The sequence below is a fragment of the Geobacillus kaustophilus genome (assembly GCF_000948285.1).
Taxonomy (GTDB): domain Bacteria; phylum Bacillota; class Bacilli; order Bacillales; family Anoxybacillaceae; genus Geobacillus; species Geobacillus thermoleovorans_A.
On the sequence record NZ_JYBP01000003.1, the window covers coordinates 833,312 to 845,724 of the forward strand.

Genomic DNA, 12,413 nt, shown 5'->3' on the forward strand with positions numbered 1-12,413 from the left:
CGGTCGGGTTTGGCCGCTCGTTTGGCGCAGCCTTATTGTTTAGAGCTGGCGAAACTGATTACGACAGTTCGAATGCCCAGTTGCCGTTGCGGAAAATCGGTTCGCGTTTGCCGTCTTTCGTCACGCCGTCAATGTTCAGCTCAGCTGAGCCGATCATAAAGTCGACATGGACGAGGCTGTCGTTGACGCCGCGACGGTCAAGCTCGTCTTTGGACAATGAAGCGCCGTTTTCGATGTTCGTCGGATACGCCTTGCCGAGCGCCAAATGGCAGGCGGCGTTTTCATCAAACAGCGTGTTGTAAAAAATGAGGTTCGACATCGACACCGGCGATTCGTGCGGCACGAGGGCGACTTCGCCGAGGCGGCGCGCCCCGTCATCGGTGTCAAGCAAATGCTTCAGCGTTTCATATCCCTCTTCGGCGCTGAAGTCGACGACTTGCCCGTCTTTGAACGTGAGCGTAAACCGATCGATCACGTTGCCGTTGTAATTGAGCGGCTTCGTGTTGCGCACCGTGCCGTTGACGCCGTCTTTATGCGGCATGGTAAACACTTCTTCGGTCGGAATATTTGGATTGAAGCGCACGCCGCTTTGGCTTGTCGCCGCGCCGCCGTGCCAAACGTGCCCGTCGACGAGCTCGACCGTGAGATTGGTGCCCGGCGCTTCGTAAACGAGTTGTTTGTATTGCTTTTCATTCAAGTAATCGACGATGCGGGCGAGCTGGTCGTTATGTTCGCGCCATGCGGCGATCGGATCGTCTTGATCAATGCGGGTGATGCGGAAAATCGCTTCCCATAATTGGTCGATGGCTTCTTCATCACGCAGATCGCCGAATACTTTTTGCGCCCAAGCAGCCGTCGGAACGGAAATGAGCGACCAGCAGTTTCGGTCGGCCATAATGGCGCTTCGGTAGTTGGCGAGCGCTTGAGCCGCTGTTTTATTGGCCGTCGCGATCCGCTTTGGATCGACGTCTTTTAACAAGTCAGGGTTGGGAGCGTAAATGGATAAAAAGGCAGCGCCTTGTTCGGCGAGTTCTTCCATCGCTCGCGCCCGCCACATCGGGTATTCGGAAAACGCTTCCTCTGGGGCATATTGAAATTTGATGTATGTAAGCGCCTCGTCGTTCCACTCGACATACACGTGCTTCGCCCCGGTTTCGTACGCGGTTTTGGCGATTTTGCGGACGAGCGGCGCCGCCTCAAGCGGGGCGTTGACGAACAGTGTCTGCCCGGGCTGAATGTTCACGCCGACTTTGACCGCCAGCTCGGCATATTTGTCCAATTCCTTCTCCCAACGGTTCATCTTGCTCACTCCTTTTTTTGGATTCATCTCCACTTTATTATAATTCGGGCCGTCTCGCAACTTGCGGCGCTTCACATGTTGATTCTGTCCGGATGGAAGCAAAACTTTCCAATGTGGGAGTCATCCTAATGCTGGAATAAATGGATGGTTTGACACATATGTAAAGAGTAAAGAGATTTCCATTGTGAAGAGCAACGAATGGCGGGTTCGTCAGCGTCGTCTGGACGGATATGATTCAAAGTGTGCTTATGCTGGCGACGCTTGTGATTTTGCCCATTGTGGCGCTCGTGGAAATTTACAGCGGCGGGCTGTCGATCAGCGCGGCGCTTCATCAGGCCAAACCGGGCCTCGACTCATGGACGGGCGGGGCAGCGGGTTTTGCGCTCGGGCTGCTGTTGTTTAACAATTTTGCCTGGTTTTTCGGCTATCTTGGCGGCCAGCCACAGTTGAGCGTCCGCTTCATGGCACTAAAAGACGCCCGCGAGGCGAAAACGGCCAAAACAGTGGCCATCATTTGGACGCTGCTGGCCTATGGGGGCGCGTTTTTGATTGGCCTTGCGGCGATTGCACTTTACCAGGGCGACTCATTGGCCGATGTTGAAACGGTATTGCCGCATATGGCGTTGGATTTGCTGCCGCCGTGGCTGGCGGGGCTGCTGCTGTCGGGCATTTTGGCCGCCATCGTGACAACAGCCGATTCGCAGCTGCTCGTGATTACAAGTTCCATTAGCGAAGATATTGTCCGCCGCTCGCTGCGCCTTCGCCTGTCGGAAAAGCAGCTTGTCGCCCTTTCCCGCGCGGTTGTGGTCATCGCCGGGCTGCTTGGCTTGGTGCTGGCGATGACATCAGAATCGCTTGTGTATTTCATTGTCAGTTGGGCGTGGGCGGGAATCGGCTGCACGCTGTCGCCGGCCATTTTGTTGGCCTTCTTTTGGAAACGGTATTCCGGTATCGGCGGCATCGCCACCATTGTTGCCGGTTTTGCCAGCACGGTCCTTTGGATTTCCTCGCCGCTTGAGGAGATCATTAGCTCGCGGTTTACGACGTTTGCCATTGCTTTGGCCGCCGGCGTGCTGTTCCCTGATCGGCAGCGGGCGAAGTAATTCGCCCGACGGCCGTTATCGACAAAGGTATCCCAAAAGAGATTGGGATGCCTCTTTTCATTCAATTTAAGAAAATGTGTTGCGCTTTGTTTGAAAGGAAATTCTCTGCCGAGCCCTTGCCCAAGGCGACGGTAATGGATTGAGAAAAGCGGCGCTGTTCACTGTTTGCCCATCACTTCTTGAACATATTGTGAAATAGTAAACAAATATATTTCGCTTGCTAAAAAAAGAAGTATGATAAAAGGGTAAGCAACATCTTCCAAAACGTCCGGCCGCAGCGTATAAATGACCGCCATCACGCCGCGCAGGCTGCTCCGGGCTTCCTAACAGCCGCTCCTTCTCCAATGTGGAAGGGGCGGCTGTTTGCCGCATCGGAGAAAATGGTTGGCTGTTCGAAAAAGGAAAACGGGCGAATGACGGCGAAATGATATGCGTATGGATAAAGCAGGGGACATGAACAACCATTTGAGAGCGTTTTCTGATAGGAAACATACTAACTGTTCAGTATTTTAACGAAGGATGGTGAAACTGATGAACGAAACGCGCCCGTATTGGCCAGGCGGGCTGCCGACGGAGCTCCGCTACGCGCTTGGCGAACAGCCTCTGTACGACTATTTGCGCCATCGCGGCGAACGCGAGGAAAACGAGCCGGCGTACATCTTCTATAACAAGGTGATGACGTGGGGAACATTGCTCGATCACGTCCGCCGTTTTGCCCGCTATTTGCGGGAAAAAGGGGTGGGAAAAGGAAGCTATGTCGCCTTGTACATGCAAAACTGCCCGCAATACATCATCGCCCATTTTGCCGTTCAGCAGTTGGGCGGCATCGTTGTTCCGCTCAACCCGATGTACCGGGAATTCGAGCTCGCCTATTTTTTCGCTGAAGTGCCGCTTGTTGGCATCATCGCCGGAGAAGAAGGATTGCCGCGCGTTCGACAAGCGGAACAACAAACAGCCCCGCTGTCGTTTATCGTCGCGTGCCATTACGGCGATTACGCCGATCCGTCCGGGGAGATCCCGCTTTGCGCCGAGCTTGCGCAACCGAAAGAGCCGATGAGCGGCGCGGACGATTTTGCCGCCATTATTGCCGCTTATCCGCCTCTTGAGGAGGCCGCTGCCATTGACTTATGGAACGATGTCGGGCTGATCATTTTCACATCCGGCACGACCGGGCGGCCGAAAGGGGCGATGCTGACGTATGGCAACGCGCTGTTTAAGACGACCGCGTCTGCGCAGGCGAACCGGTTGACAGAAAAAGCGGAAGTGCTGATGGCCCATTCGCCGCTTTGCCATATCGCCGGGATGGTGATGGGGCTGAATACGCCGGTGTACACGGGGAATCCGTGCGTGCTGTTCACCCGCTTTGACCCGATGGCGACGATCAAGGCCGTTGAAATGTACAAGGTGACAGCCTGGTACAGCATCGCGCCGATGAATGCAGCCATTTTGCAAGTGCTGCCAACCACTTCTGCCGACTTGTCAAGTTTAAAACGCAACTTGGCGACGAGCTTCGGTCTGCCGGTGACGAAAGACCTTGCCGCGCGTTGGGCGGAAGCGACCGGCGGGTGCTTGCTGTATGAGGCGGCATATGGGCTGAGCGAGACGCATACGTGCGACACGTTTATGCCGGATGATCGCGTGAAATTCGGCTCGTGCGGCATCCCAACGTATGAGACGGACATCCGCATCATCGACCCGGAAACGAAACAGGAGCTTGGGCCCGGACGGTCGGGGGAAATTGTCGTCAAAAATCCAGGTGTCTTTAAAGGCTACTTCCGCCGCGATGATGCGACGAACGAGACGCTGAAAGACGGGTGGGTGTACACAGGTGATATCGGGTATATCGATGAAGACGGCTATTTGTATTTCCAAGGCCGGTTGAAAGAAATGATCAAAGTGTCCGGCTACAGCGTCTTTCCGGAAGACGTCGAGGCGCTGTTGAACGAGCATCCGGCCGTTAAGCAATGCGCGGTCATCGGCGTGCCTGACCCGGCGAAAGGGGAAGTGCCGAAAGCGTTTGTCGTTCTCCATGATTCGTACAAAGGAAGGGTGGCGCCGTCTGACTTGATCGAATGGGCGAAAACGCATATGGCGGCGTTCAAATATCCGCGCTATGTCGAGCTGATTGACGAGCTGCCGGCGACGCCTTCCGGAAAAGTATTGCGAAAGCTGCTGCCAAGGGACTAACATAGCGGCGGGGTTTGATGCGGGCCGCCCCGCCTTTTTCTGCCAAAGGGGGATCGCGATGAAACATTTGCGGCAATTAACAGATGAACTGATGGCGAAAAAAGCGAGCGCCGCGCTAGGCGGCGGAGAAGAGAAAATCGCCAAGCAGCATGCGAAAGGGCTGCTGACGGCCAGGGAGCGGATCGAACGGCTTGTGGATGCCGAAACTTTTGTTGAGTTCGGACAGCTGAACGCGTCCGACCAACCCGATTTGGAAGAAACGACGTATGGAGACGGGCTCGTCGCCGGCATCGGCAAAGTAAGCGGCCGCCCTGCCGTCGTGATCGCCGGGGATAAAACGGTGCTCGCTGGCACGGAGGGAAACGTCCATTTGCGCAAATCGCGGCAAATGCATGCGTTGGCCGTGAGAAATGGCTTGCCGATGTTTTTCCTCCATGAAGGCGGCGGGCTGCGCATGCCGGACGGAATGGGGTCGGACGGGATCAGCGACAAATTGTTTCCGCGCGAGCTGCTCACTCATCACCGACAAGTGCCGACAATGGCGGCGATTTTGGGAGACAGCTACGGCGGTCCGACATGGACGGCGGTCAGCTGCGACTTTGTCACGCAGCTGAAGGGGACATGCATGGCGATCGCCGGGCCGCGCATGCTCGAGCTGGCAAACGGGCAGCGCGTTTCTCCAGAAGAGCTTGGGGGCGTAGACATTCATCACCAGTATACAGGGCAAATTGACGCCGATGGCGAGACGGAGGAGGAATGCATCGGGCAGCTGAAACGATTTTTCTCGTACATGCCGCAAAACGCGAACGAGCGGCCGCCAATGCGGAAGACGGACGATGACCCATACCGGATGGTGGAGGAAGTGCTTTCGATTTTGCCGGACAGACGAAGCCGCGTCTATGATATGCGAAACATCATCGCCTGCCTTGTCGATGACGGCGACTATTTTGAGTGCCAAAAAAAATTCGGCAAAGCGCTCATCACCGTTTTGGCTCATTTGAACTATTGTGCTTGGAAACTACATGCCGAAAATCAAACATAATTATTTCGTCGGCATCCGCACGCCGTGGACGTTGGAAAGCGAGACCGTTTGGAACAAAACGCACCGCTTCGGCGGCAAAGTGTTTATCACGATGGGGATTTTGTCGATGCTGACCGTGTTTTGGCGCGGGGAGATGCAGTTTGTATTGTTTATCCTCGTCATCGCTTTTGGCAACATATATGTCATTGTTCAATCATTTCTCTATTATCAGCAAGAGCAGCGCAAACGTTCATGAATAGGTGGAAGGGGGATATAACATGGGCATGGCGGGCGCAGTGGTGCAGTTATTCATTTCGCTGTTGGTTCCTATTGGACTTGTATGGTATGGGAGGAAAAAAGGGTGGCTTTCATGGAAGGCGCTCGGCGTAGGAGCGGCCGTGTTTCTCGTTTTCTCACAAGTGTTGGAAAAAGCGCTGCACATCGCCGTGCTTGAACCGGGGCGCCCGGCGTTGAAAGGCACGGACAGCGTCTGGCTCTTTGTCCTATACGCCGCGCTTGCCGCCGGCCTGTTTGAAGAAATTGGCCGCTATGTCGGGTTCCGTTGGCTGCTAAAGCAGCATCGAGGATATGGCGATGGTTTATCATTCGGGCTTGGGCACGGCGGGACGGAAGCGGTATTGCTCGGGGTGGTTGGCGCGGTCAACGTCATCGTGCTTGCCAGCCTGATTCAATCCGGATCATTCGACAAAACGATCGCCCCGTCGCTTCCGCCCAGGCAGGTCGAGCTGATCAAGGAGCAAGTGCTGCACACGCCGTTTGCGATGTACGTGTTAGGCGGCTTGGAACGGCTGTTTGCCTTGGCGGTGCACGTGGCGCTGTCGCTGCTCGTTTTGCTTGGGGTGCGCAAGCGGCAATTCCGCTATGTCCTGTACGCCATTTTGCTTCACGCCGCGATGGATGTTATGCCTGCCTTGTATCAGGTGAAAGTCGTCACGAATGTTTGGGTGGTGGAAGCGGTGCTATTGATTTGGGCGGTCGCCGCTGTTTTATTCATTGGCCGCATGAAACCAGCATTCGAAAGGGGAGGAGAGAAACGATGATTCGTGTAAAACGGCTTGACCATGTGCAAATTTGCATTCCATTTGGCGCCGAAGACGAAGTGCGCGCTTTTTACACCGGTGTGCTTGGTTTTCAAGAAATCGAAAAGCCGGAATCGTTGAAAGGAAACGGCGGACTTTGGTGCAAAGTCGGGGATATCGAGCTTCACATCGGGACCGAAAAACGCGGCGGCTATAACAGCAAAAGCCACCCGGCGTTTGAAGTGGAAGATGTGGAAGCGGCGCGCCGTTATTTGGAAGAGCGCGGCGTCGCGACGCAAGACGAAAAACCGATCCCGGGGGTAAAGCGGTTTTCGTTTCGCGATCCGTTTCACAACCGGATCGAGTTGTTGGAAAAAATCGAATAAACCGGTGTTCTATGAGAGATCGCGATGAAAATGAAACCGAACAACAAGCGCGACGGGCAGCCCGCGCGGTCGACGCCAAAGCAGCAGGCCGTGCGTCGACGTCGATGAGGGAACAAGCGGTGCAAGACGCCTGCAAAGAGCGGGAAGATCTGACGGCTGACTAAGGGAAAAAGCGGGAGAAAGGGCGGTTCCTGTCTCTCGCTTGTTTCGTTACGAATGCTCTTCTAAGCTTGCGACCGGCACGCTTTGCTTTTGGTTCGGGTTGTCAAGCGGGTGGATCGTCGCCACGCCTTTTTGCTGGTCGACATGTTCGATGTAAATGCGCTGGCCGTTGTACGTGACGTTCGCCATCACCGGCGACGACGCGATTTCTTGCGCCCGACGGACATCCATTTCCAACACCTCCCTTTTGTCGATAACACGTATAGTATGACATGTCTGCGATTGGACTATGCATGCGGTCGAGGGTGGAAATGAATAATTCACAGAACCATGTGCTAAATAATCAATAAACGAAACTGATCATCTTTTCCTAGCTGATTCGCGGGTTTTAATGTAAACTATTTTTTATAAACAGTTTACATACAAGGGAGGATACGGATGAAAGCCGAACTAACCGCCCAACTGCACGAATGGGAACAAAAAGCGCAAAAACGCCAGCTGCGCCAGGCTGAGGCTTCAGGCGCTTCGGTCATCCTGAACGGAAAGCCGATGTTGAATTTAGCGTCCAATAATTATTTAGGGTTGGCGGATGACAAGCGGCTCATTGAAGCGGGTTGCGAAGCGATGCGGTCCTACGGAGCCGGAGCGGGAGCGTCGCGGCTCGTTGTCGGCAACCATCCGCTTTATGAGCGGGCGGAAGCCGCATTGAAACAGTGGAAAAATGCGGAAGCGGCGCTCATTTTCAACAGCGGTTACACGGCCAACGTCGGCGTGCTGACAGCGTTGATTGGCCGAGATGATCTTGTCTTTAGCGATAAGTTGAACCATGCGAGTTTGATTGATGGCATCCGCTTGAGCAAAGCAACCTGTTTCCGCTATCGGCATAACGACATCGATCAGCTGGAATCATTGTTGAAGCAATCTCTGCCCGCGAAGCGGAAATGGATCGTCACCGATGCTGTCTTCAGCATGGACGGCGATATGGCGCCATTGAAGGAGCTTGTCGAGTTGAAGCGGCGTTACCGTGCCGTTTTGCTCGTTGACGAAGCGCACAGCGGCGGCGTGTTCGGACCAAACGGCGAAGGGTTGCTTCACCATTTCGGGCTTGAGAAGGAAGAGGATGTGATCGCCATCGGCACCTTCAGCAAAGCGCTTGGCAGCTTCGGAGCATATGTAACGGGAGAGCCGTGGCTTGTCGAGTACTTGGTCAACAGCGCCCGCAGCCTAATTTTTACGACCGCCTTGCCGCCTGCTGTCCTTGCCGCCAATGAAGCCGCCATTCGCATCGTCCAATCCGAGCCGGAGCGGCGCGAGCGGCTGCATGCCTTAAGTGAAAGGTTCCGCGCCAAGCTGAAGCGGCTTGGGTTTGACACAGGCGGCAGCGAGACGCCGATCGTTCCCGTGATCGTCGGTCCGAACGGTCGGGCTGTGGCCATGAGCGAGTTACTGCAGGAAGCGGGCATCGCGGCTGTCGCCATCCGTCCGCCGACCGTTCCTGAGGGGACAGCGCGCATTCGTTTTTCCCTCACCGCCGCCATGACGGAAGAAGATGTTGAGATGGCAGTTGACCGCATCGCCTTGGCGGGGAAGCAGGTAGGGCTGATTTAGTTTGAGGGAGAGACGGGAAGGCATATGCCGTCCTTGCTGCTGGACGGCAAGCGCCTTAATTGTTTGTGCTTCGTTTTCAACATGTTGAACGCGGACTCAGAAAAGCAAAAAACCAGCTGGATTTCCTTCCAGCTGGTTTCGATCGGGATGACAGGATTTGAACCTGCGACCCCACGCACCCCATGCGTGTGCTCTACCAAGCTGAGCTACATCCCGAAATGGATGGTGAGACATTTCCGATTATACAAGAAAAGCAGGACAAAATCAATGGCGAATTTTGCGTTGGTGGGAAAAGGATGCAGTTGACAGGACAACGACATCCCCATTGTTGGCAAGCCGGCCCCAGATTTGTTCGGCCGTTTGATTGGCATTTGATTGACCGCGCTGTCGAGAGAACCGGCATGGAACGGCACATTCGGCTCAACAGCAAGGTTTCCCTATTTGAAAAGCTATGCGGAACCGTTCTTCTCGCCATAACTATCGGTTTAGGGAGACAAGGCTGTTTTGAAGTCATGCCGTTGACGAGGTGATTCGCTCCAGCTGTTCGCGAATGTTGCCCCGGCACAATCCGCCGTGGCAACAGACGACCGTCTCGATGTGAAAATCGAGCAATTTTTGCACCGAGCGCATCGCTTCCTTCATATCAAGCGTAAACGCCGGATTCGGTCCATAGAGCCGCCCGTCTTTCGCAGTGAGCGCGTCCCCGTCCCCAGCGATCAACAAGCGGTGTTTCGGCAATTAAACACCTTGGAAAACGAGCGCGGTGTCAATCGTTCCGATAACAGAACCGAACGTTTCTCCGCAGGCGATGATCGTCTCGGCGTATCGATCATTTTCGAGTGTGCACTGACGAATCGTTTTGTTGTATGGGTCGGCGATCCAGTATTCTTCCACTCCGTAGGCGCAGTACAAATCTTTTTTCAGCGTCACATCGATTTTGTATGTTGACGGGCTGACAACTTCGATGACGATGAGCGGCCGCCCCTTATAGCCGCCGATGATTTTTTCCGGCCGTTCGCAATAGACGGCGACATCCGGCTGGATAAACTCGTTCATCACTTTTCCGTTCTTTTCGAGTTTCACGGATAAGTTTGAAATTGGTTGACATTGGCTTTTTCCTTTGATCATGGAAACAAGATTGTCGCAAACGATTTGATGTTCCCATGACGGGGACGGGGACATGTTGATGGCTTCTTGCATGCTCCTCACCTCTTTTTCATTATACTTGAAACCGTTCTCCCTTGTCTGCAACAGGTTGTTGAGAAAAAAGAAAACGCTAGGTTGCCGGGCAGCGTTCAAGTATACTAAAAAGAAAAGAGGAAAGGAGGCCGTTTTGATGCCGATGCCGGAAAAAGGGCAGCCGTTCACCTATGCGCAATACATGATGCTCGACGAAGATGTACGATATGAGGTCATTGACGGCCAAGTCTTCAACATGTCTCCCGCTCCGACGCCGAAACATCAGGCAGTGCAACGTGAATTGTTGGTGGAATTTGCGACATATTTGCGGGGGAAAGAATGCACCGTATTTGGCGCTCCGATCGACGTTTGTTTAGCGGAGAGAGATGATCCGGAACAAATTCGCGAATGGGTTGAGCCGGATCTTGTTGTTGTCTGCGACAAAAGCAAAATTCGTGAAAAACGAATTGTTGGCGTGCCGGATCTCGTTGTGGAGATTATTTCAAAATCAACGGTGCGCAAGGATAAAATCGTCAAATTTCACCGTTACGAGCGGGCAGGGGTGAAAGAATATTGGATTGTCGATCCGATGAATGAGACGATTGATGTCTATGTGCTCGAAGAAGGGAGATTCCGCCACCAAGGGATGTATGTCCGCGATGATACGATTCGTGTCCACCTGTTTCCCGGATTTGCGATCGAATTGAAAAACGTGTTTAGTGAAGAAGAATAAGAAAAACGGCTGCTGTTCAAACAGCAGGTTCAGGCTGCCGACTTGAGAGGAGCGGGGCGGTTTTTTGCCCCGGCGGTCCGCTTGGCGAGGGCAAAGCGCCCCCTGTCTGAAACCGCCGCTGTTTGAATCGTTTTGGCATAGAAACGGAAAAAATAGGCGATACTAACCATCGGTGATGCTTGTGTACAACCAAGAAGAACTGGCCCGCTTTGTCGAAGAAGCGAAGCAGTACGCCCGCTACGGAAAAGTAGCCGATTACATTCCCGCTCTAGGCAAAGCGAATCCGAATGAACTGTCGGTCGCCATCGACACTCCGGACGGCAAGGTGGTGAGCGCCGGGGACGTGACAGTGAAAGTGACGCTGCAAAGCATTTCCAAAATGATTGCGCTCGCCCTTGTGCTGATCGACCGCGGCGAGGATGAGGTGTTCCATAAAGTCGGCATGGAGCCGACGGATTATCCGTTTCATTCCATTGCCAAATTAGAGGAAAAGCCTGCCAAGCCGCTGAATCCGATGATTAACGCCGGTGCGCTTGTCGTCACGTCGATGATTCAAGGCGGCTCGGTGTCCGAACGGCTGGAACGGTTGTTAGCGTTCGTCCGCCGTCTCGCTGGCAACGAACGCCTCTCGTACTCCGACGAAGTGGCCCGCTCCGAATTTGAAACAGCGTTTTTAAATCGTTCGCTTTGCTATTTTCTAAAGCAGCATGGGATGATTGACGAAGATGTCGAAGAACTGATGGATTTGTACACGAAGCAGTGCGCCATCGAAATGACATGCATCGACTTGGCGCGCATCGGCTTGGTGCTCGCGCTTGACGGACGCGATCCGTGCTCGGGCGAGCCGCTCATGCCGCTTGATGTCGCCCGCATTTGCAAAACGTTCATGGTCACGTGCGGCATGTACAACTCATCAGGTGAATTTGCCATCAAAGTCGGCATTCCGGCGAAAAGCGGCGTCTCGGGCGGCATTCTCGCCGCCGTGCCCGGGCGGTGCGGCATCGGCATTTTCGGCCCGGCTCTCGATGATAAAGGGAACAGCTTGACCGGGGTGAAACTGCTCGAGCGGCTGTCAAAAACATATTCATTAAGCATTTTTTAAGGAGGAAATCACGATGAAAACGTTTACGGTCCAATTTCACCGCGAAGATGACGTCGAGGCGATGAACGTCGGCAAATTGAGCCCAGAAGAGTTTGACAAGGCGACCGAAGGCGGGACGCGGCATCTGTTTGACCTTGACACGAATATCGGCTATTTCGTCTTTTTTGACGCTGAGGACAATGAAGGCAAGGTATCGTATTTAATGCTTCAATACGAAGAAGACAACGAGGACCCGAGCGCGTGCTACAGCTTTGAGCTCAAAGACTTTTACGAATTTATGGCGCTGTATTTGAACGACCTTGAATTCGCCGACGAAGAAGAAGTGGCGGAAGGCAGCGAAGAGGAATACGGCCCGATCCACCATTTGGCCCATTTGCTTTACCATATCGTCGAGGAAGGGAAGGGAGTGGAGGTGTGAGGCATATCCCAAGCAAAACGGCTTGGGGTTCTTTGTTTATATGACAAAAAAAGAATTTAGGGGCTTGACGAACAATTTTGCGGCGATGTAAGATGGTTTTGTAATCGATTACATAAATAAAAAGAAGCCGGCGAAGCGGATAGGGGCGCGGCGATGATAGACAAGTTGCCTTCA

General features: G+C 53.8%; 12 protein-coding genes, 1 tRNA gene and 3 pseudogenes. 11 read left to right on the forward strand and 5 right to left on the reverse strand.

What is annotated here, in order from left to right:
* Window positions 1-58 precede the first annotated feature (58 nt).
* The gene (locus LG52_RS04720) at window positions 59-1,300 is read right to left on the reverse strand and encodes an aminopeptidase (protein WP_044731068.1); all 1,242 of its coding nucleotides are present in this window, start codon (window positions 1,298-1,300) and stop codon (window positions 59-61) included.
* Between the two features lie 200 nt (window positions 1,301-1,500).
* Between LG52_RS04720 and LG52_RS04725 the strand changes: the two are divergent.
* The 7 genes and pseudogenes from LG52_RS04725 to LG52_RS20080 form a co-directional block, all read left to right on the forward strand.
* Window positions 1,501-2,403, forward strand: a pseudogene (locus tag LG52_RS04725) (sodium:solute symporter family transporter); the annotation flags it as partial.
* A gap of 531 nt (window positions 2,404-2,934) precedes the next feature.
* Window positions 2,935-4,590: a class I adenylate-forming enzyme family protein gene (locus LG52_RS04730; protein WP_044731069.1), complete on the forward strand. Its 1,656-nt coding sequence runs from the start codon at window positions 2,935-2,937 to the stop codon at window positions 4,588-4,590.
* 58 nt (window positions 4,591-4,648) lie between these two features.
* Window positions 4,649-5,593: pseudogene (locus tag LG52_RS04735) on the forward strand (carboxyl transferase domain-containing protein); the annotation flags it as partial.
* A 1-nt stretch (window position 5,594) separates the two neighbouring features.
* Window positions 5,595-5,867, forward strand: a pseudogene (locus LG52_RS04740) (SdpI family protein); the annotation flags it as partial.
* Window positions 5,868-5,889: 22 nt separating this feature from the next.
* The gene (locus LG52_RS04745; protein ID WP_044731070.1) at window positions 5,890-6,672 is read left to right on the forward strand and encodes a YhfC family intramembrane metalloprotease; all 783 of its coding nucleotides are present in this window, start codon (window positions 5,890-5,892) and stop codon (window positions 6,670-6,672) included.
* Entirely contained in the window at window positions 6,669-7,037 is a 369-nt protein-coding gene (locus LG52_RS04750; protein WP_044731071.1) for a VOC family protein, read from the forward strand. Before LG52_RS04745 ends, LG52_RS04750 begins: the two co-directional genes overlap by 4 nt.
* Window positions 7,038-7,048: 11 nt before the next feature.
* On the forward strand, window positions 7,049-7,201 hold the full coding sequence (locus LG52_RS20080) for a hypothetical protein (RefSeq protein ID WP_197074575.1): 153 nt from the start codon (window positions 7,049-7,051) through the stop codon (window positions 7,199-7,201).
* 46 nt (window positions 7,202-7,247) lie between these two features.
* Here LG52_RS20080 and LG52_RS04755 read toward each other — a convergent pair whose 3' ends face one another.
* Window positions 7,248-7,430 (reverse strand): small acid-soluble spore protein H, encoded by a 183-nt coding sequence (locus tag LG52_RS04755; RefSeq protein WP_011231614.1) that lies wholly within the window; start codon window positions 7,428-7,430, stop codon window positions 7,248-7,250.
* Between the two features lie 207 nt (window positions 7,431-7,637).
* Here LG52_RS04755 and bioF point away from each other — a divergent pair, with 207 nt between their 5' ends.
* Window positions 7,638-8,807 (forward strand): 8-amino-7-oxononanoate synthase, encoded by a 1,170-nt coding sequence (gene bioF, locus LG52_RS04760; RefSeq protein ID WP_044731072.1) that lies wholly within the window; start codon window positions 7,638-7,640, stop codon window positions 8,805-8,807.
* A 142-nt stretch (window positions 8,808-8,949) separates the two neighbouring features.
* On the opposite strand, the gene LG52_RS04765 is transcribed toward bioF, so the two are convergent.
* The 3 genes from LG52_RS04765 to LG52_RS04780 all read right to left on the reverse strand — a co-directional run bounded on the left by LG52_RS04765 (window position 8,950) and on the right by LG52_RS04780 (window position 10,007).
* A tRNA-Pro gene (locus LG52_RS04765) sits at window positions 8,950-9,023 on the reverse strand.
* Window positions 9,024-9,317: 294 nt separating this feature from the next.
* Window positions 9,318-9,545, reverse strand: a complete 228-nt coding sequence (locus LG52_RS04775; protein WP_044731074.1) for a hypothetical protein — start codon at window positions 9,543-9,545, stop codon at window positions 9,318-9,320.
* Window positions 9,546-10,007, reverse strand: a complete 462-nt coding sequence (locus LG52_RS04780) for a Uma2 family endonuclease (protein ID WP_044731075.1) — start codon at window positions 10,005-10,007, stop codon at window positions 9,546-9,548.
* A 136-nt stretch (window positions 10,008-10,143) separates the two neighbouring features.
* Between LG52_RS04780 and LG52_RS04785 the strand changes: the two genes are divergently transcribed.
* The 3 genes from LG52_RS04785 (at window position 10,144) to LG52_RS04795 (ending at window position 12,239) form a co-directional block, all read left to right on the forward strand.
* Window positions 10,144-10,719, forward strand: coding sequence for a Uma2 family endonuclease (locus LG52_RS04785; protein ID WP_044731076.1), 576 nt, complete (start codon window positions 10,144-10,146; stop codon window positions 10,717-10,719).
* Between the two features lie 175 nt (window positions 10,720-10,894).
* On the forward strand, window positions 10,895-11,821 hold the full coding sequence (gene glsA, locus LG52_RS04790) for a glutaminase A (RefSeq protein ID WP_044731077.1): 927 nt from the start codon (window positions 10,895-10,897) through the stop codon (window positions 11,819-11,821).
* 13 nt (window positions 11,822-11,834) lie between these two features.
* The gene (locus LG52_RS04795; RefSeq protein WP_044731078.1) at window positions 11,835-12,239 is read left to right on the forward strand and encodes a hypothetical protein; all 405 of its coding nucleotides are present in this window, start codon (window positions 11,835-11,837) and stop codon (window positions 12,237-12,239) included.
* Window positions 12,240-12,413: the final 174 nt, after the last annotated feature.

Coding starts and splice junctions, on each gene's coding strand:
- LG52_RS04720 (WP_044731068.1), bottom strand. CDS start 1,300: ATGAACCGTTGGGAGAAGGAATTGGACAAATATGCCGAGCTGGCGGTC.
- LG52_RS04730 (WP_044731069.1), top strand. CDS start 2,935: ATGAACGAAACGCGCCCGTATTGGCCAGGCGGGCTGCCGACGGAGCTC.
- LG52_RS04745 (WP_044731070.1), top strand. CDS start 5,890: ATGGGCATGGCGGGCGCAGTGGTGCAGTTATTCATTTCGCTGTTGGTT.
- LG52_RS04750 (WP_044731071.1), top strand. CDS start 6,669: ATGATTCGTGTAAAACGGCTTGACCATGTGCAAATTTGCATTCCATTT.
- LG52_RS20080 (WP_197074575.1), top strand. CDS start 7,049: ATGAGAGATCGCGATGAAAATGAAACCGAACAACAAGCGCGACGGGCA.
- LG52_RS04755 (WP_011231614.1), bottom strand. CDS start 7,430: ATGGATGTCCGTCGGGCGCAAGAAATCGCGTCGTCGCCGGTGATGGCG.
- bioF (WP_044731072.1), top strand. CDS start 7,638: ATGAAAGCCGAACTAACCGCCCAACTGCACGAATGGGAACAAAAAGCG.
- LG52_RS04780 (WP_044731075.1), bottom strand. CDS start 10,007: ATGCAAGAAGCCATCAACATGTCCCCGTCCCCGTCATGGGAACATCAA.
- LG52_RS04785 (WP_044731076.1), top strand. CDS start 10,144: ATGCCGATGCCGGAAAAAGGGCAGCCGTTCACCTATGCGCAATACATG.
- glsA (WP_044731077.1), top strand. CDS start 10,895: ATGCTTGTGTACAACCAAGAAGAACTGGCCCGCTTTGTCGAAGAAGCG.
- LG52_RS04795 (WP_044731078.1), top strand. CDS start 11,835: ATGAAAACGTTTACGGTCCAATTTCACCGCGAAGATGACGTCGAGGCG.